This is a genomic window from Acetivibrio cellulolyticus CD2, assembly GCF_000179595.2.
Taxonomy (GTDB): domain Bacteria; phylum Bacillota; class Clostridia; order Acetivibrionales; family Acetivibrionaceae; genus Acetivibrio; species Acetivibrio cellulolyticus.
The window spans coordinates 204,149-225,210 of record NZ_JH556653.1 but is presented as its reverse complement, the minus strand read 5'-3'; the positions used below and the strand labels follow the sequence as shown (position 1 = coordinate 225,210).

At 34.3% G+C, this 21,062-nt stretch carries 14 protein-coding genes and 1 pseudogene; 4 read left to right on the top strand and 11 right to left on the bottom strand.

Translation table 11 applies throughout. The features are described from left to right. The 9 genes and pseudogenes from ACECE_RS26445 to ACECE_RS0203300 all read right to left on the bottom strand — a co-directional run. A partial coding sequence (locus ACECE_RS26445; protein WP_010244108.1) for a helix-turn-helix domain-containing protein occupies positions 1-517 on the bottom strand: 517 nt, incomplete at its 3' end. Positions 518-711: 194 nt separating this feature from the next. Then, positions 712-1,944 (bottom strand): cellulase family glycosylhydrolase, encoded by a 1,233-nt coding sequence (locus ACECE_RS31630; RefSeq protein WP_010244105.1) that lies wholly within the window; start codon positions 1,942-1,944, stop codon positions 712-714. A 525-nt stretch (positions 1,945-2,469) separates the two neighbouring features. Next, a complete protein-coding gene (locus ACECE_RS0203335) occupies positions 2,470-2,706 on the bottom strand; it encodes a hypothetical protein (RefSeq protein WP_010244103.1) in 237 nt (78 codons plus the stop codon). Positions 2,707-2,918: 212 nt separating this feature from the next. Beyond that, on the bottom strand, positions 2,919-5,363 hold the full coding sequence (locus ACECE_RS28985) for a DUF3369 domain-containing protein (RefSeq protein WP_010244101.1): 2,445 nt from the start codon (positions 5,361-5,363) through the stop codon (positions 2,919-2,921). Positions 5,364-5,781: 418 nt separating this feature from the next. Beyond that, positions 5,782-6,838: pseudogene (locus tag ACECE_RS26430) on the bottom strand (IS30 family transposase). Between the two features lie 180 nt (positions 6,839-7,018). Further along, entirely contained in the window at positions 7,019-7,654 is a 636-nt protein-coding gene (locus tag ACECE_RS0203315) for a regulatory protein RecX (protein ID WP_010244099.1), read from the bottom strand. Between the two features lie 274 nt (positions 7,655-7,928). Next, positions 7,929-8,981, bottom strand: a complete 1,053-nt coding sequence (recA, locus tag ACECE_RS0203310) for a recombinase RecA (RefSeq protein ID WP_010244097.1) — start codon at positions 8,979-8,981, stop codon at positions 7,929-7,931. A gap of 123 nt (positions 8,982-9,104) precedes the next feature. Then, complete coding sequence (murJ, locus tag ACECE_RS0203305) at positions 9,105-10,688, bottom strand: murein biosynthesis integral membrane protein MurJ (RefSeq protein WP_010244096.1); 1,584 nt, start codon at positions 10,686-10,688, stop codon at positions 9,105-9,107. A 38-nt stretch (positions 10,689-10,726) separates the two neighbouring features. Next, complete coding sequence (locus ACECE_RS0203300) at positions 10,727-11,962, bottom strand: competence/damage-inducible protein A (RefSeq protein ID WP_010244094.1); 1,236 nt, start codon at positions 11,960-11,962, stop codon at positions 10,727-10,729. A gap of 209 nt (positions 11,963-12,171) precedes the next feature. Here ACECE_RS0203300 and ACECE_RS0203295 point away from each other — a divergent pair, with 209 nt between their 5' ends. From ACECE_RS0203295 to ACECE_RS0203280, 4 genes are all read left to right on the top strand, one after another. Further along, complete coding sequence (locus ACECE_RS0203295; protein WP_010244092.1) at positions 12,172-13,122, top strand: L-lactate dehydrogenase; 951 nt, start codon at positions 12,172-12,174, stop codon at positions 13,120-13,122. Positions 13,123-13,398: 276 nt separating this feature from the next. Next, entirely contained in the window at positions 13,399-14,355 is a 957-nt protein-coding gene (locus tag ACECE_RS0203290; RefSeq protein WP_010244090.1) for an AAA family ATPase, read from the top strand. Next, positions 14,342-15,550: a DUF58 domain-containing protein gene (locus ACECE_RS0203285; RefSeq protein ID WP_010244088.1), complete on the top strand. Its 1,209-nt coding sequence runs from the start codon at positions 14,342-14,344 to the stop codon at positions 15,548-15,550. Before ACECE_RS0203290 ends, ACECE_RS0203285 begins: the two co-directional genes overlap by 14 nt. Positions 15,551-15,596: 46 nt before the next feature. Next, entirely contained in the window at positions 15,597-18,203 is a 2,607-nt protein-coding gene (locus ACECE_RS0203280) for a DUF4129 domain-containing transglutaminase family protein (protein ID WP_010244086.1), read from the top strand. Positions 18,204-18,266: 63 nt separating this feature from the next. Here ACECE_RS0203280 and glyA read toward each other — a convergent pair whose 3' ends face one another. Both glyA and ACECE_RS0203270 read right to left on the bottom strand, forming a co-directional pair. Continuing rightward, a complete protein-coding gene (gene glyA, locus ACECE_RS0203275; protein WP_010244084.1) occupies positions 18,267-19,505 on the bottom strand; it encodes a serine hydroxymethyltransferase in 1,239 nt (412 codons plus the stop codon). Positions 19,506-19,582: 77 nt separating this feature from the next. Beyond that, on the bottom strand, positions 19,583-21,034 hold the full coding sequence (locus tag ACECE_RS0203270; protein ID WP_456048989.1) for an O-antigen ligase family protein: 1,452 nt from the start codon (positions 21,032-21,034) through the stop codon (positions 19,583-19,585). Positions 21,035-21,062: the final 28 nt, after the last annotated feature.

The following is a 21,062-nucleotide window of genomic DNA, read 5'->3' as shown; positions in this document are numbered from 1 at the left end:
TATGCGGTATCTTTATTTTCTTATAGTCTCTCTTTTTGCCAGCTTTTTTCACTGGAAGATCTATATTTGTAAGGTTTAAGAACACATCTCCTCGATCTATATAGTTATATACTGTCTTTGTACATATTTGGGTCTCAAACTCTAAGCCTTTCGCTTCTATCTCTCCTATCACTGCATCTGGGGAATACTTTTCTTTTACAATCTTTTTTTCTATGTGTTTGACTAATTTGTGGTCTTTACCTATCTTTAATCCAGGTCCTTTGTTCCTTGCATTCTCATAATATATTCGTTGCCCTACATCTGCACAATATTCTTCTCTGTAAGTCAAATCAGAGTTCACAAGCTTTATCTTTCCCCTCGATATTTCTCTTTCTATTGTTCTGATACCTCTTTGCATGCGCTGTGCTATTTCATAAGGTTTTAATCCCTCTTTTAACAATATTTCAATACTATATCTTTCTCTTGCTTTTAGGTGTTTATATTTTTTTGTTTTTGCGGTATTATTAATCTGGCTCATGGTTTTCTCCTTTGTTTGTTTTTCGTGGTTGCTAAACATTATACAATGGATTTTACCATGAGTCTCAATTTTTTGCTTCTTCCGTCACTTTATTTTACAACTTACCTGTCGAGAAATAAAACAATCATAATTCCCTTAATGTCAAAAAATGCGCCCCCGTAAGGAAACGCATTCTTTAAATTATTTTTATCTTATTAGAAACCTGATTTCATACCCGTTAAAACCTGTCTCATAGCAGCAAAATCTAATGAATTAACACTTCCATCTTTGTTAACATCAGCTGCAAGCTCGCCATTTGTTCCCGGGAAGTTATTAATCATACCCAATAAGTATTGTCTTACATATCCAAAGTCAATGGAATTAAAGCTACCACTTCCATCAACATCACCAAGTATATAATTTCCTCCCGATGTTGGAGTTGGAGTCACTATTACTGAGTTATCAAATATTGAACATATCTTTGAAGTCTCTTTAAGTCCGTTAGTACCATTAATAATTGTAGTACCCCAAGTACTTAAGCTGGTACCTGCCCAGTCATTACACATATCAAGATATTCTACTCCGCCGCCATTACCTTTCCATGACCATGCCATCCATCCTACATTCTTTTCTTTACAATAGCTCATAATTGTTGCTTCGTCAACATCTCCATCGGAGTGGTTCCAGCCAAACTCACCAACACATATAGCCAATCCCTGATCGAGTGCACCATTAATCATTGACTTTATTGTTGTTGCGTCTTTACCTGCGTATCCATACATATGTACAGAAAAGATTGTATTTTGAAGTGTATCTGAATTGAATACAGCTTTTCCAGCATCCTTTATACATGTTCCATATTGTCCCCATCCACATGAGTCAATCATTATTGTATGAGTAAGACCTGCATTTCTGATAACAGGTATTGCCTTTTGGTAAGCACTTGACCAAGCTGCACTATCCCAAGTTCCGCCCCATTCATTTGCTATATTTATGATAACTCGATCTTCTTTTCCTACCAAGGCACTCTTGATATCAACAAAATAATTCGCTGCTGCCAGTAATGAAGTCTCATCATTTTTACCTGTAGCATCATGTACTTCTAACACCGCAATCATTTTGTTCTGTGAGCAGAGGTTAATGATATTGGTTACATCACTTGCTGAATCTTTTGTCCACTGACCGCCATTAGACAATACTATTCTTACTGTATTACAACCTGCCTTTGCCATAGCCGGTATTGCCGTTGATAATTGGTCTTTATACCAGGTATGAGCATGATTTGCACCTCTAATTACGAACTCATTTCCTTTTGCATCTATAAGCTTTGTACCTGAAACCTTAAACCCTGATGCAGCAACACTTGTACCTACTGTGCAAATTGAAGTCACGCAAAATATGCTTACCATTAATGCCAATGCACATATTAGTGAAACAACTTTTTTCATTTCGATCTCTCCTTTACATTATTCACAAATTGTATATTATTACCCATCTTATAAATGGATTATTAATATCTACTTGTATGATGTTTTTAAATCAGCTCTATTAAAAGCACCCTGGAAAGTGTCAAATTTTTGTTCATTATTATAATAATATTAAAGAAAATCCCGAATTGAATAAACATGCATTTCTACGAATTGTTGGTTTAATGATAATTACGACGAAAAAATAATATACCTTATTGACTATTATAATAAAAACCAAAATCCTTATTAGCAATATTATAATCACTTGTAATATTGCTAACAGTTATTTATACCATTACAATTTATTTTACAACATAAATAATATGACTGTCAACTAATTACTTTTCAAAAAAGCAGTTTGGGAATGCTGCAAATATAGGTAAGCATTGCAGCAAAAAGGAACAACCAGATGGTTGCGTAGCGAGCAACGTAGCAAAGTAGACTGACCTGCCACGTGAAAATTTGAAGTAATATTAAGTAACATTAAGTAATATTAAGTAATTCTCAATACGATCCATCTCTACTTTCAAGTGCTTCCTTTTGCGCCTTATAGGCCTTGATAATATTTAAATCATTTATTTCAGATATACTTAATTCCTTCCCACACTCCTTGCAATATGGTACAAGTGCCCCATAAGTAAACACAATGTCTTTTAGATCGACTTTGACTATTTCGTTCCGTATTTCAAACTCAACATCTTTTAGGCAATTCTCACAAAAACTTATTTTATCCATTTCCATTGGAATACTCCTCCGCTTTTACTTTATTATTTATATATTATATACTATTATTTCCTTAAAGTTTTGTATGAAACGTACTATCAAAAACATCTCTTCAATATTATTATAACACACAAAAAAAAGACCAAACTGTAAAATTTCATAAATTAATGCCCGGCAATTTTGGATCAAAATAGCCGGGCATTAAATTTATCTTTACATTTTGAGCTTTTCTAACAAAGTGGAATGGTAAACTTTAATTCCGTTCCCTTTCCTTTAGATGATTTAATCTCAATATCACCCTTAAGCCTATCCACTTCATTTTTAACTGCCGGTAAACCAAGCCCTCTCCCTGATATTTCATTAGCCACTTTCTCAGTTGTCATTTCATCCAAAAAAATTAGATCCACAACTTCTTTATCACTAAACTTATTTACCTTCTCAATCGAATACACATCATTCTTTACTGCCCAATTTCGAATTTCATTAATATCTATGCCTTGACCATCATCACTAACAGTAATAACCATTGAATCCCCGACCAGCTTTATAGAGCATTTAACAGTAGCAGAGACATCCTTTCCTGCTTCAAGCCTATCTTCAGGATATTCTATTGCATGATCTATAATATTTCTGAATATATGTATCAAAGCCCTTGCAAAGTCTCCAAATATATCTGCATCAACCAATATCTGCGTATCTGATTCTACATTAAAAGGATATACCCTTTTTCCATACATCTCGGTCATTCTTAAAACATATTCAGGATAAGTGCGAATAAGATCACTAAAAGGCCTCAATCTCAGCTTTCTAACTAAAGGCACAAGCACTTCACACTCTTCTTTTGAAAGCATAGCCTCCATTTTGTTTTCAATTTCAATAAGCTTTTGTTTATCAATATGTACCTTGCCTTTACACTTAAAGAATTCCTTGCCCAGCACATTTTCCAAAACTTTCAGATCCTTATCCAGGGCTATTTTTAGGTCAAAGCCATTTAAAAGTTCTTGTAAATCAAATTTAGTTCTTTTATCAATATTCTTTTTAAATTCAAACATCTTATCTTCAAAATCCTGCAAATCTGACACTGCATTCGTGAGTTGGAAATTTGCAAAACTTCCCTTAAAGGTGTGAATTTGACGGTATAGTTCCAGCACTATGTACTCAAATGGCTTATTAATCTTCAAAATATCCCAGTCTTTTCTCTCACTGAACCTATTATATTGATCTATGCAGTCAAAAAAGTCATCCTTATTTGTTACAACATTGACAACCATTTTCAGCACTCTGCGTTCTTCTTCCATCTGACTTTCCAGATGTCTTTTTTCAGTATAATCTGTCAGAACAACCATAACCTTTTTCAAATTCTCATTTGCGTTTGAACTAATTGTTTTGTACTCTAAGTGAATATACCTTCCACCCATTTCCACTTCATCAGGAATAAGTGAAATATAAGCCTCTCTTTTTGATATATCCTTCTCTTTGAATATATTAATAAAGGCTTCATCAATAAGCTTTATGCTGTCTTCATCTTCAGGAAACAACAACGTTGAAAATCTATTATTTTCAATATTATTTCCAAAAATTCTTGTGCATTCAAGACTGTATTCACTGTCAATTACCAGATCAGGTCCAAATGACAAAAATCCCTGGCCAGCATTATCCAACAAACTTCTAATTGCTGCTGTTCTGCTTTTTACGACCTGCTCCAGGAACTCATTTTTATCCACCTGATGGCGATAATTTCCTTCTAAAACTTTAAATAAGTTGTCAATTTCATCATATGCTTTACTAAGCTCTTCATTTTTTGCATTTACCAGCAAGTGCATTATCGAATTGCTTAATGCAGCATTTACCTGCCCCCAAAAAATCTCAAGAATTTTCTCACAATCATTAAAGCTTTCCCCTTGTAGATATAATACACCCTGAGAATTAAAATACTCGTTTACGAGAGGTAATATTATTCCGTTTTCGATTCTAACAATATCATTTCCAGTCCTTGCATTATTAAGCTGATTCTTAAGCGAAGGATAGTCTTCAATCATAAATTTATCAAGTTCTTTATTGTATATTCCGATACCCTTAAATATATTATGAGGTAAAATTCTTATACTACTGTTTTCATAGACCAGTATAAAACCGTTTTCACATTCAATAATACTCTGAATTTCCAGCAAAATCTCATTCACAATGGCTTCCAACGGCTTAATCCTATATATATTAGACATTGATTTTATTATAGCATTAAGGCTATCATTAAATCGTCTTATTGTTTTCATTTGAATAACTGATTTTCTTGCAGACTCAACCAAAAGAGTCAATTGATCAAATCTATCTGACTTTTCACAGTAAGCTTGAATTTCAAATGCTTTTATTGTAAGTAGCGGAGGAGCAATATCCTTATGTCCCGTGAGAAGTATAATATACAAATCGGAATTAAATCCACGCACCATTTTGATTACTTCATCCCCATGGATATTTTCCATTAAATAGTCCAGAATTAATATATCGAAGTGCTGTTCCTTTAATAACTTTATTCCTTCCAAAGGGTCTGTTACACCCGCACAGTCATAGCCATTGCGCTTTAAGATAACAGACACGGAATTAACTATACCGATCTCATCATCAATTATTAATATTCTATTGTCAAAATATGAATTATTTAGTTTTGTTTTCCTCATTCTAAATCCCTCCAAATTAACGTAAAAGAAAGTGCCTAATAACTATAAATAGTGCCTTCTACACTTTGGAATACCATTTCTATACTATTTTTTATAGGAAAACATATTTATTAAGAACTGATTTAAATTTATATAATAATTATTATACCATTTTTTTAGTAAATTGAGTAGTAATTATTTTAAAATTTTTACTTATATAAATTGCAAGTTAAAGTGACGGTAAAATTTTGGTAAACTTGTATAATGCAAACTATTGGCACTATTGTTCGGGATGTCAAGGGCGAGCATAGCTCGTTCATCGTAGGCAAAGCCGGAGACCCTTTACATCCATTGCACTATCATCCTTTTGTTCCCGGTCTGTTATGACAGACCGGCTGCCTTCTGGCGAGGACAGGGCTTGGGACAGAGTCCCAAGGTTTTAACTTGCAGCCATATCAATTGCAGACTTATATGCTAATATTCGTCTTGGATAGTTATTTATCCATGTTTCTATCCATTTTATCGTCTTTTTACTTATTCTCCCTATATCTGTTCCTTTTGGTATAAATCGGCGTATTAGCTTGTTTGTATTTTCGTTTGTGCCTCTTTCCCAGGAGCTATATGGATGTGCATAATATAGTTTCACCCTTTTATCTTTTCCAGCCCTCACAGACCGTTCTATGCCTTCATAATCAAGAAATTCACTACCATTATCCACTGTTATTGTTTTGAATTTATCCTTAAATGATTTACCATATTTCTTCTCCAAACAATCTAGTGCTGCTACTACTGATTCTTGTGTCTTTGATGGCATTTTGATTATTATTTCCTCGCGTATACTTCTCTCACTTAAAACCAGTAATACTGCACCTTTCCCTTCACGTTTTCCAACAACACAGTCCATTTCCCAATGTCCATATTCCTCGCGCTTATCAATCTCTGTAGGCCTTTCTTCAATGCTTGTTCCTTTAAGATTTTTATGCGGTATCTTTATTTTCTTATAGTCTCTCTTTTTGCCAGCTTTTTTTCACTGGAAGATCTATATTTGTAAGGTTTAAGAACACATCTCCTCGATCTATATAGTTATATACTGTCTTTGTACATATTTGGGTCTCAAACTCTAAGCCTTTCGCTTCTATCTCTCCTATCACTGCATCTGGGGAATACTTTTCTTTTACAATCTTTTTTTCTATGTGTTTGACTAATTTGTGGTCTTTACCTATCTTTAATCCAGGTCCTTTGTTCCTTGCATTCTCATAATATATTCGTTGCCCTACATCTGCACAATATTCTTCTCTGTAAGTCAAATCAGAGTTCACAAGCTTTATCTTTCCCCTCGATATTTCTCTTTCTATTGTTCTGATACCTCTTTGCATGCGCTGTGCTATTTCATAAGGTTTTAATCCCTCTTTTAACAATATTTCAATACTATATCTTTCTCTTGCTTTTAGGTGTTTATATTTTTTTGTTTTTGCGGTATTATTAATCTGGCTCATGGTTTTCTCCTTTGTTTGTTTTTCGTGGTTGCTAAACATTATACAATGGATTTTACCATGAGTCTCAATTTTTTGCTTCTTCCGTCACTTTATTTTACAACTTACCAAAATTTTTACTTATATAAATTTTTACTTACTTCAAGTTATTATGGAATGCTAAAATATACCTATATAGTAGAGTTATGAACAGCTATCTTTCTCTTCCTGAATTATGTTTAAAATTCCTTGTTTGATCATATCCATGCTAAAACCTCTGTGCATCAAAAAAGACATTACTTTTATCTCGATTTTCGGATCAGATAAATCATACTTACCAAACTTCTTTCTGATTAATCTTCCAATAATCGTCAATTCATCATATTCAAAGTTATCTAAAACTTCATCAATAATATCGTCAGATATCCCTCTTGTACTTAGTTCGATTTTAAGCATTTTTTTCGACTTTGGCTTAAGTTTGCTGCGCTCAAAGACAAATTTCTGAGCATATATCTTGTCATTTATATAACCCATAGCTTTAAGATCATCCAATAAACTTATGATTGTTTCTTCATCAAATCCTATAGACTGCAATTTGATAAATAGTTCTTTTTCACTTAGAAGCTTAAAAGAAAGATACTTAATAGCCTTGGATCTAGCACTTTTAAGTAATACTTCTTTTTTTATATAGCTTAGTTCTTCATCAGTAATTTCATTTTTTTCATAAAGCCCAAGCCTTATGTATTCCTCCTCAGGAAGTGAAAACGAATACTGAGAATCTATGAATACCGATACCATATCCTTATTTTTTTTATTTTTTTCAAACGAAGTAATAATCATTAATAATCACCTAAATAAAAATTAAATGTGTTAATTTTCAATCCATATGTAACATTTCATTTATACTTTTAAATACTTGCATAATAGAATATATATAGTGTAAATTATACATAATTATGGGTTTCTTTCATTTTACTTCAAAGCTGTGAATAAATCAAATTATTATTTTAGATAGTCAACCCCATATTAAAATACAAATATACGAAACTTACCAGTAAAGTAGTCAAAAATAAGGCACCTTAAATAGGTGCCTATTTCCGCTACAAAGATTTTATTAATCTTCCGGTTCTAAATCAGCATCTTCGTCGTCTTCTTCAATATGGGCATCTATACTCTTGATAAAAGCTTGATTATAATTTTCTCTTATCTTAGCATCGATCTCACTCATTATTGCAGTATTCTCCATCAAAAATTGTTTTGCATTTTCCCTTCCCTGTCCGATCTTTTGATTATTGTACGCAAACCATGCACCACTCTTATTGACAATATCTAAACTAACTGCAACATCTAAAATACTGCCTTCCTTAGAAATACCTTTTCCATAAATAATATCAAACTCAGCTTCTTTAAAAGGAGGAGCAACCTTATTCTTTACAACCTTAACCTTTGTTCTGTTACCAATAACCTCAGTACCTTGTTTGATGGATTCAATTCTTCTAACATCCAGTCTTACTGAAGCATAAAACTTCAAAGCTCGTCCGCCCGGAGTAGTCTCAGGATTACCGAACATTATACCTACTTTTTCTCTTAACTGATTTATAAAAATAGCAGTGGTTTTCGATTTGCTTATAACCCCTGACAACTTTCTCAACGCCTGGGACATAAGCCTTGCTTGAAGTCCAATGTGAGAATCTCCCATTTCACCGTCTATTTCTGCTTTGGGAACTAATGCTGCTACCGAGTCAATAACTATTACATCTATTGCTCCACTCCTTACCAATGCTTCAGCAATTTCTAAAGCCTGTTCACCGGTATCAGGCTGGGATACAATCAAATTATCTATATTAACGCCAAGTTTCTTTGCATATACAGGATCTAATGCATGTTCAGCATCAATAAATGCTGCTTCTCCACCTGCTTTTTGAGCTTCTGCAATTATATGCAGAGCAACTGTTGTCTTACCGGAAGACTCAGGTCCAAATACTTCAACTATTCTTCCCCTTGGAACTCCACCAACACCCAATGCAATGTCAAGTCCCATGGCACCAGTAGGTATTGTCTCTACATTCATATGGGTGTTCTCACCTAATTTCATAACAGCACCCTTACCAAACTGCTTCTCAATCTGCCCTAATGCCATTTCCAATGCTTTTTTCTTTTCAATCATCTCTTCATCCTCCTAAAACAAACATCGAACATGTGTTCTTGTATTTTATTATACACTAATCATTTTTTGGAGTCAACATCTTTTGTATTTTTTAACTGAATAATTTATGGGAATCCCAAAAAATCATTGCCGTTTTGCGGTTTTCTTTAATTTACTTACAATCATGTTTTTAAAACTATCGGCTTCCTCAACTTTTAACAGCAGAACTACTGCAAAATAGACAACTACACCAACAGTTATTTCGAATGCGAGATCTATAAATTGGATTATTTTTGAGCTTGCTTCTCCAGGTATCACAAGATTTAATAAAAACAAAGCAGCTCCCATGACTAATGAAGCCGGGATAACCTTAGCAAGAAACGAAAACAGCTTATCCAGATAAATTCCCTTCATCTTTTTATTTAGCATAGTAAGCAGCAAAACAGCATTTATAGCACTTACCAATGAGTACGAAAGAGCCATGCCACTTACTCCGAGATTTGTTGTTTTCATAAATATACTGCTGAATATCATGTTGAGTACTATTGTGCCTATCCCGATATAAAGGGGCGTTTTTGTATCATTATCTGCATAGAAGGCTCTGTTCAAAATTGTCACAATTGACTGGCTCAGCAGTGCAATTGAAAAAAACATCAGAATACTACCGGCAGTAATTACAGCTTCTTCATCAAACTTATTGGTAAACTTGAATATTGTCCTTATGATTGGTTCTTTAAGTACTATAAATCCTACCCCTGCCGGAATTGTCATTAGAAGCACCGATTTTATACCTTTCATTAGAGTATCCTTAAACTCTTTAACTTTTCCCGTTGCAAGGTCTGAAGATAAACTTGGAAGCATTGCTATTCCCATTCCCTGCGCAAACACACCATAAGGCATTTGCCATGTTCTGTCCGCAACATTGAGTGCTGTAAGACTTCCAGCTGAAAACTGCAAAGCAAAAGAAGATGTTATCAATGCATTTATCTGCACAACCGCTGAAGACATTAACGAAGGTATTGCCAGCTTAAACAGTTTTCTGAATCCATCATGCTTTAAGTAGAACTTTGGCCTATAAAATTTGAAATTCCTGCGTGCAAATGAAAACTGGAAGACAAAATATATAAAAGCACTTGCCATAACTCCATAAGCAACACCTCTGACTCCCCACCTGCTTTTGCTAAACAAAAAAATGCTAAGTGCACTTCCTAAATTATATATAGTGGGACCGTAAGCTGCAGCTGCAAACCTCTGGTAGGCATTTAAAACTCCGTTTGAGAGTCCAGCCATCATCAAAAAAGCCACCGATGGAAACAAAATTCTAGTAAGCTCCACTGCCAAATTTATATCAACCCTGGTATTATTCTGTGCCATTATAGTTACTAATTGGGGTGCAAAAACAACTCCTGCAAAACAAACGAAAACCATAGACACCATTATTACATTAATAAAAGTTCCTACAGCCTTCCAACCATTTTCCTCATCTTTTTTAGCAATATATCCGGATAATATGGGAATTAGTGCTGCAGATATAGCGCCTCCAACAAGAAGGTCGTACATTAATCCTGTGACTTTAAATGCAATGTTATATGCATCCGCCACTTGGTTGACTCCAATTAAGCTTGGTACAAGAACTTCTCTTACAAAACCCGTCAACCTGCTAAAAATTATAGAAGACATAACAATAGCCGCAGCTCCTGTCAGCTTCTTATTCTGTGTATTTTCCAAATATAATTCCTCCACTACTGGTGCTTTTTATTCAAATTTCAGTTATTCATTAACAATCTTCTTATCATATCAAAGGCGTTTAATGTAGTCATATTTCTTACCCTTTTCCTATTGCCGGCAAGCTTTAATTCCTTACATTGGGTTCCTGATTTACCCGCCAATGCAATATAAACAAGACCTACAGGTTTATCTTCTGTACCGCCGTCTGGTCCTGCAATTCCGGTAACAGAAAGTCCCAAATCAGTTCCTGCCACTTTCCTTATGCCTTCCGCCATTTCTATGGCTGTTTCACTGCTTACAGCTCCATGGTTGTCAAGAGTCTCTTGCTTCACCCCAAGGCTTTCAACCTTTGATTTATTGCTGTAGGATACTACAGAACGGTCAAAAACAGCTGAAATACCGGGTATATCAGTGATAACAGAACTTATAAGACCTCCAGTGCACGATTCAGCAAATGCTATTGATACTTTTTTTTCTAACAGCAGTTTTGAAGCCACTTCATATAATTCCTTATCTTCATTGCTATAGACGGAATCGCCCAGTATTTTCACAATTTCATTCTCTATAGAATTCAGGTCTCTTAATGCCATTTCCTCGTCATTATTCTTGGTAGTAATTCTTACCGTTACTTCTCCTTCTTTCGCATAGGTAGCTATAGTAACATTGCTCTGATTATTAATAAGGTCTAATATCTTCTCTTCAAGCAAAGACTCTCCAACCCCGAAGACTCTTAAGTACTTTGAAACAATCTTTTCTCCTGATTTTTCCTGCAAGTACGGTATTACAGTATCATCAAGCATTGGTCTCATTTCAGATGGCGGTCCCGGAAGCATAACTACCACCTTATTCTCCTTTTCGATTATACATCCGGGAGCTGTACCGTTGTTATTCTTTATCACTATACAATCTTCTGGCAAATACGCCTGTTTTACGTTATTCTTCGCCATTGGGCGGTTTATCTTTTTAAAGAATTCCTCTATTTGTTTTAGGCTCTCATCATGTAATATGAGCTTTTTTCCCATTATTTCCGCAACAGTTTCCTTTGTCAGATCGTCCTGAGTTGGCCCTAACCCTCCCGTCATAATAACTACATCCGAACGATCAAAAGCCAATTCCAGAGCTGTTTTGAGCCTTGATGGGTTATCGCCTACAACACTGTGATAATATACGTTTACTCCAATGGTATTTAATTTCTGTGATATGTATTGGGCATTGGTATTTGCAATCTGCCCCATAAGTAGTTCGGTTCCTACAGCTAGAATTTCAGCATTCATAAACAACTCTCCTATTTTTACAATTCGATCTCTATAGTATATCAATTATAATGCCAAAATAAAAGTTTTGAATGTAATCTTTTATATAAAAAAGTATATACAATTTGTTTTACATTTCGTAAAGCAAGGTATAATATAATAATTGGAAGATTTAATATATGTAACCTAAGTTTATTTATGGTAACTAATGATAAAAGGAGAATATAATTATGGAAGATAAAATGATCAAGAAAATAACTGTAGTCGGTGCAGGCTTCGTTGGGTCAACCACCGCTTACACACTAATGATCAGCGGTCTTGTATCTGAGATTGTATTAATAGATTTAAATAAGGACAAGGCTGAAGGTGAAGTAATGGATATGAACCATGGAATGCCTTTTGTCAGGCCTGTCAAAGTATACAGCGGCGATTATAGTGACTGCAAAGACTCTGATATAGTTGTTATTACTGCCGGGGCCAATCAAAAAGAAGGAGAAACACGTATTGACCTTGTCAAAAAAAATACCGCTATATTTAAAGGCATTATAGGAGAAGTTGTAAAATACAACAGCAACTGTATACTTTTAGTGGTTACTAACCCTGTTGATATACTAACCTATGTTACCTATAAGCTTTCTGGCTTTCCTAAGAATAAGGTTATAGGTTCCGGTACGGTTCTTGACAGTGCAAGGTTCAGATACCTTCTTGGAGATCATACAGGTGTTGACCCTAGAAATGTTCATGCTTACATTTTAGGCGAACATGGTGATACAGAGGTGGCTACATGGAGTCTTGCCAATATAGCAGGTATTCCAATGGAAAAGTACTGCAGCGATTGTCACGGCTGCAAAGAAAGCCTTTCTAGAAACGAAATATATGAAAATGTAAAAAATGCAGCTTATGAGATCATAAAGAAAAAAGGTGCTACTTACTATGCGGTTGCACTAGCCGTTAGAAGAATTGTTGAAGCTATCGTAAGAAATGAAAACTCAATTCTTACTGTATCAAGTCTTTTAGATGGTCACTACGGAGTCGATAATGTATGCTTAAGTGTACCTACAGTCGTAAATAGGAATGGTATTGAAAGAATACTTAGTGTCGATTTGAGTGAAAAAGAGAGTGAATTGCTTAAAAAATCCGGAGAATCACTTAAAGCCGTCATTAAAACCCTTGATTTGTAAAAATATATTTTAATGAATAGTTGAAATATTACTTAGGATTTTTCACTTCCCAGGTGAAACTTTTTTGTATATTTTCAAGTCAAAATATTGGTATAATTCGTTATTGAATTATACACTAATTACTATATAATTCATAATAAAGGGTATAAGATTATAATTATCTTTTTTACTTGATATCAAATTATATAATAGTGTTAGAATTATAGAACCAATTATCTGAGGAGTAAAGAGCTTATATGTACTAACAGAATAAACGGAATTAATGGGGGGTAAACAATGAATGAATCAGTAAAGCTATTAAAAAAAATTGTTGAAAATATAGAAAATGTTATTGTAGGAAAGAAAAATGCTATTGAGTTAATTCTAATGTCGCTTATTTGTGATGGACATGTTCTGATAGAAGATGTTCCCGGCGTCGGGAAAACTACCCTTGTGTCTTCCTTGTCAAAGTCTGTTGATGCTTCTTTTAAGAGGATACAATTTACTCCTGACATTTTGCCGTCGGATATAACAGGATTTACCATGTATAACCAGAAAGAAGGTAAGTTTGAGTTTCATCCCGGCAGTATCATGAGCAATATTATACTTGCAGATGAGATTAACAGAACTTCCCCCAAGACACAGGCAAGTTTGCTTGAGGTTATGGAAGAAAAACAGATTACAGTTGACGGAGAAACCTATTATGTTCCAAAACCTTTTATGGTTCTGGCAACTCAAAACCCTATCGAATACCTTGGCACCTATCCTCTTCCGGAGGCTCAACTCGATAGGTTCTTTATGAAGGTTTCGATAGGTTATCCCTCAAAAGTAGAAGAAAGCCTAATACTTTCCAAGTTTCAAAAGTCTAATCCTGTGCAAGCTTTAAAGCCTGTTGCCACCGGTGAGGATATAATTTTAATTCAAAACGAAGTAAAACAAGTCTTTGTAGACAGGACAATAAACGACTATATAGTAGAAATTGTGGCTAAAACTCGATCACATTCAGATATCAATCTCGGAGCAAGTCCCAGAGGCTCTCTTTCACTATTCCGTGCTGCACAGGCCTGGGCTTTTTACAATGGAAGGACTTTCGTCCTGCCCGAGGATGTAAAATTTATGGCTGTACCTGTACTTTCACACAGAATTGTACTAAAACAGGAAGCACGGCTTAAAAAGATTTCCGGTGAAGAAATTATCCGATCAATTCTTCAATCGGTTAAACTGTCTGTGGTGGAAAACTATGAAAAAGAATAGAATTTTATATATATCTTTATTTTTTCTATCGCTGATATTTATATACTTTTTCGGGGGTAAGGTTCCTTACATGCTTTTTTATGTCATCATCCTTCTCCCTGTTATTTCTATTGCCTTTACACTTATAGCCTATACCAGATTTAAATTTGTCGAAGAAATTGACAAACGCAGCGTTGTAAAGGATGATACAGTTAACTATAACTTTAGCATTTACAACCAGGATTTATTTCTTTACCCGTATATCAGGATTAATTTTTATGGTTCTGACACTATATTTGCAAAACAATTTCAGTCGAAGAACTTTTCGTTGTTTCCTTTTAGGAAAAAGTCCTATACATTTAACCTGACCTGCAAGTATCGCGGTGACTACATGGTGGGTGTTAAATCAATTGAATTTGAGGATTACCTTGGCATTTTCAGGCTTACCTACAAACCTGATATAACTAAAACAATAACTGTTAATCCTCTTTTGATAAAACTTGACAGTCTTCACATTAGGACGAATTATCTTTCAGAAGCGCATACTATACTGAATAATCAGTATGAAGATATTACAACCATTTCAGATACCAGAAAGTACGCCTATGGTGACAGCCTAAAAAAGATACACTGGAAATTATCTGCAAAGATGAATGAATTAATGGTTAAAAACTATGAGGGCACTTCAAAGACAAACTGTGTTATTATACTGGACCTCAAGAAAAACAAGTACAGCTATGAACAGAACTTAATGCTGGAGGATAAATTAATTGAAAGTACCGTTGCTATTGCTTACTATTGCCTTTGCAACTGGATTCCCATTAACTTGATTTATCACTCCAAAGGGTTCATGGACATAGAAGCAAAAAATACTATGGAATTCACAAAAATCTATGACGTTCTTGCAAAAGTACGTTTTAAGGAGGATATTGATTTTAAGGACATTTTAAGCAGTTACACAAGAGGTAATATTAAAAAGACAGAACTTTTGATATTTACATCCAATCTGGACTATGACCTGTATGATGAGATTTATAAGACAAAGGCATTAGGTTATGATGTAAATCTTATTTATATCTCTCCACAAAGCATAACCGGGACTTGTGAAAGTGTTGTTAACGATATCCTGATGGATTTACCCGAAATTGGTGTAACTCCATATAAAATCAATGTTGGTGATAATATAAAAATGATCTTCGAACATGATCAAGATTAATAATAAAAAGTAAAAACTATAAATGTTGTGAGGTGAGCAGAAGACAATGTTTTCAAAAAAAATATTTGACTATATTGCAAAGCTTATACTTATGTTGCTTATGAGTTTTAGTTTTGTATATCCTTTTATAACAACTCTTCTATTTAAATATACACCGCTTCAGATTACAGGAGTTATCCTTTTTTTCCTCCTGCTTTTTTCAATACTCTTTTTCAATAGAATGACGACCAGAATATCAGTAATTGCTATTATTTTAGGCAGTAGTATATTTGTAGGATATACCTTATTTAGCGGGTCAATTTATCGTTTAACTGAGCCTTTCGTATGGTTATACAGATATATTAATGGTACGGAATCCATTAAAGAGTTTTTTCCGCTTGTATTCACATTGCTTTTCAGTTTTGTTTTTTCTTTAGCAGTTTATATTTTTACAGTTAAAAAGTTTAGTTTCCATATAATCTTACTTACTGGAATTTCTATTTTCTGCGCACAATGGATATTCAATTATTTTGCACAAAACGCTTATATTTCGTTTTACACATTTATAATTTCCATAGTAATCTACTATTTGCTGCACATATACAATAAGAAATCCGTTCAGGAATCAAATGATTTTGCCAGCCTGTCAAGTTTTATAATTCTTGCAGTACCTGTAGCTCTGCTTGTTCTTTTCCTTACAAGTGTTATACCTGCGAGCCAGAAGCCAATTGAGTGGAAATGGCTTGATGAAAAGATAAACACTGCCTTTAGCAATCGCTCTAATATATTTGGCTCGGATTACTTTTCCCTATCAACTACAGGCTTTGGTTCCAGCAGCAATAAATTAGGCGGAAATATAACCCCAGACGATACACTTGTATTTAAGGTAAAGGCACCAAATGTAATATATCTTAAAGGATGTTCAAGTGATCAATATACCGGAAATTCATGGGTAAACACAAATATCTCATACTCTGATTTAAATGACCAAAATAATAAGCTGAACTTTGATACCTATGAATTGGAGCATGGCCTTCCCCTGCTCTATGATTCACATAAAACACTAGAAAGTTATACGCCTGATATTCTCCATAACATCCCAATAGATAAAATTAATATTAGCTATGAAAACATCACTACAAATTCACTCTTTGTGCCATTAAAAGCCTATAGCTTCTTCCCGGCTTCCTATAGAAGTGATATGTTTGTCAATCCCGAAGGTATTTTGCTCTCACGTAGATCTTTAGGCAAAGGTTTCAATTATTCCTTTCAACTATATAACATCAAGTACAGTGATAAGGATTTTCAAAATTTAATGAAAGTAAGCGAAAGGTATCTTTATGATAGCTATTTGGAACATTGTTTAGATAAAATTAACAAATACATTAAAACCAATGTATTAAACATAGTTAATGATAACGGAGATAACATATGGATTGATACAAATGAACAGGAAATTGAACAATTGATATTAGGGGCTCCGGATACTGAACTTATGAAAAATCAACTTACAGACTATATTGCTGCTCATTTTAACCCTTCACTAAATCTGTCCCCTGAAGTCAAACAGACTTATATGAATACCTCCAACTTTATTAATATTATTGATTCGCAAAATACTTACGAACAAAGTTTTGATCCTTTCGAATGGGTTATAAGTTTAAAATCATTATCGAGCAATTCCAACTCAATATATTCAAAGTATCTTTCTATTCCAGATACTGTTCCCCAAAGAGTAAAAGAACTGGCAGTATCTATAACTCAAAATGAGAAGAACGACTATGATAAGGTAAAGGCAATCGAACAATACCTTTCGAAAAACTATAAATATAGCCTTACACCAGGTGATGCACCCAAAAACTATGATTTTGTTGATTATTTCCTTTTTGAACACAAGGAAGGGTATTGCACATATTTTGCAACGGCCATGGCCATCCTTACAAGGAGCATAGGAATTCCCTCAAGGTATGTAGAAGGTTATTTGCTGCCTTACCAGCCAATAAATAACGATCTTTATGAAGTCACAAACAAACAGGCACATGCATGGGTTGAGGTTTATTTTGAAGGTATTGGCTGGTTACAGTTTGAACCTACAGCATCCTTCGGTAATAACCTTTATAATACAAAAGAAAACAAATCAACCGGTCAGACACCCCAAATTAACGCAAACAACAGACCAATTAATAGCAGTGCTCCTAACCACCAAAAAAACATACCCCAACAGACAGTGACTGCAAAAGCTATCAACTACAAGCTTATAATTATTATCTCCACTGTTCTTGCGGTGATAATAATTATATTCTTGATAGTATTATTCAATATTCATAGAAGAAAAAGAATTCTTACTAATTTCGCCAAATTACCTCCAAGGGAAGGTATAATTGAACTGTATAATTACTTTATGAAATACCTGACGTATCAGAAAGCTGATTTCAAAGGAGGAGAAACACCTATCGAACATGCCAAAAGACTCGACAATATTGGTAGATTCTTCCCTAATAAGATGGAGGAAATAACAAAAATATTTGTTAACGCAAGATACAGCCCTGAAGAGGTTACTCAAAGTGATTTCAATAAGGTTTTAAGCTTTTACCAACCAGTGTTAAAAGCAACAAGAGAGAATCTTGGAATAGTCAGGTATACATTGTTTATGTATATTTTGTTTAAGTTATAATAGAAGAAGTGTTGAGGAACTACTTATAAGTAGTTCCCCAACACTTCTTTTAAACATTTAGATTTATTTGTACAATGGATATTTATCACATAAAACCTTAATTCTATCTTTAATAACCTGTTTTGAATTTTCAAAATCAGTTATTGTAAGGTTTATTAAGTCTGCAATCTCGATCATGTCACTTTCAACCATTCCTCTTGCAGTAACTGCAGGAGTTCCAATTCTAACACCACTTGTAATAAACGGACTTTGAGTATCAAAAGGAATACCATTTTTATTTACAGTAATATTAACCTCATCAAGCATAAACTGTGCTTCCTTACCTGTAACACCCTTGTTTCTCAAGTCAACCAACATCAAATGGTTGTCCGTACCATCGGAAACAATGTTTAAGCCCTTTTCTATCATGGTATTTGCCAATACACTCGCGTTTTTAACAATCTGTGTCTGATACTGCTTAAACTCATCTGTCATAATTTCCTTAAAGCTTACCGCCTTTGCAGCAATCACATGCATAAGAGGTCCACCCTGAATACCTGGAAATACTGCCTTATCAACAGCTTTTGCAAATTCATTACTGCACATTATCATACCTCCACGAGGACCTCTCAAGGTCTTATGAGTAGTGGTAGTAACAAAGTGAGCGTAAGGCACAGGGCTAGGATGCAAACCAGTTGCAACAAGACCGGCGATATGTGCAATGTCTACCATCAGATATGCACCAACTTCATCCGCAATCTCTCTGAACGCTTTAAAGTCCAGAGTTCTAGGATAAGCACTTGCTCCTGCTATTATCATTTTTGGCTTACACTCTTTTGCAATTTTCCTTACTTCATCATAGTCTATTCTAAATGTGTCCTTATTTACACCGTATGATACAATGTTAAAATACTTGCCTGACATATTTACAGGACTTCCATGGCTCAAATGGCCTCCATGTGCAAGGTCCATACCAAGAACAGTATCTCCGGGATTTAGAACTGCAAAGAAAACAGCCATATTAGCCTGTGCTCCTGAATGTGGCTGAACATTTACATGTTCTACTCCAAAAATCTTTTTAGCTCTTTCGATAGCAAGATTTTCAACCACATCAACGAATTCGCATCCTCCATAGTATCTCTTGCCGGGATATCCTTCAGCATACTTATTTGTCAAGGGAGTTCCCATTGCTTCCATAACAGCATCACTTACGAAATTTTCTGATGCTATCAATTCGATTTTATTCCTTTGACGGTTTACTTCATCCTCTATTGCACCTGCAACCTCGGGATCAAATTTTAGTACTTCCTTTAAACTATACATGAAAAAAACCTCCTATTTATATTAAGCAATTAATATTATCTAGAGTCCAATATTAGGATTATAATAATAAATAAAAATTATGTCAATGAGAATTTGTCGTCTGTGTTGTCTGTTGTAGCCTCTTCACAAGTCAAATCGACATTATTTACTTCATTTTCTGTGTCTTGTATAATTTCTTCTTCGTTTTTATTTACCAATCCGCTTTTTAGTAGGCCTGTCAACACAAAAAACAAAGGTAATACACTGATAGCACCAAAGTTGAATGCAGCTTGTATAAGATAACCTGTCCACGCTATAAAAATCCCCAGCATTTCAGGTTTTATCTCATCCTTTTTTCTAAGCCAAGGTATAAAAATTGATATTATAAACCAAAGGTAGAATATAAGGGCTGGTATCCCCATTGTTGTAGCATATTCCAGATACTCACTATGAACTTTATCAAAGTACCCTACACTATTTAACTCTGGATGCTTATCATATTCTTCCCTAGATATAATACTATAGTAAGCAAAGCAATCCGGTCCTACGCCCACAATAGGGTTGTCAGCTAAAACCTTAAAAGCCTTACCATAAATATAAAACCTTGACGAACCCAATCGTTCCATATTACCGTTTTTAGCTTCATTTACCTGATATTTCATAGAATAATATCTTCCCGTTATTTGACCACCACCTGTAATATCAAGAACTACAAGCACTAATGCAAAAGAAACAAATACTATAATTATCTTTTTAAAATATTTTCTAAAATCCTTTCTAAAATAAAATGCAGCAAAAGCAAGTGAACACAGAGTTCCTAACCAGGCTATGCGAGTAAGTGATACCAAAAGACCTGCGTATGAAAAGAGTAACACTAAATAAAACAATATATTTCTTTTAATACCTTTATTTTTAAAAAACATTACTAAAGATATAATTGTAATAAATAAAAAATATGCCCCAGCAGTATTTCTATTACCTAGTGTACCTCGCGACAGAGTAGGGGTAATTTTAGCATCAAAGAAATACTTTAATCCAATATTTAAGGGCTCGAACCCATAATAATTTAATAATGAATGAACAGAAATAACAAAAGCACTAATAAATAAAGCTACAAGAACCTTCCCTACATATCTGGGCTTTAACATATTAACAACAAATGTAAAAACAACTGCATAGCAAAAATATGCTAATAACCCCTGCCACCTCAACGGATAACCTGTAAATGCAATAGCTGCATCCTCTGCAAAAAAGGTTGATACTATTACCCATAGAAAGAATAACATGAGAGGAAGGCTAAGCTTGATATGCTGCTTCCTTGCTATCGCCTTAAAGCCCATTATTGTTAGCATAAACATTGATATAACAAGTAAAAACACAAGCTTATAATACCCACTAATATCTAAAAAGTACGAGGTATTAACAGGCGTATTAACAACTTTTGGAATTGCAATAAGTGGTAAAACAGCAACTATCAAAACTACCAAAATAAACGATATGGATTCTATTTGCTGCTCCTCACTTGTAGACAACTCCATTTGTTTGGTCATTCTTTTAAAAATGTTAATAGTAAAACCC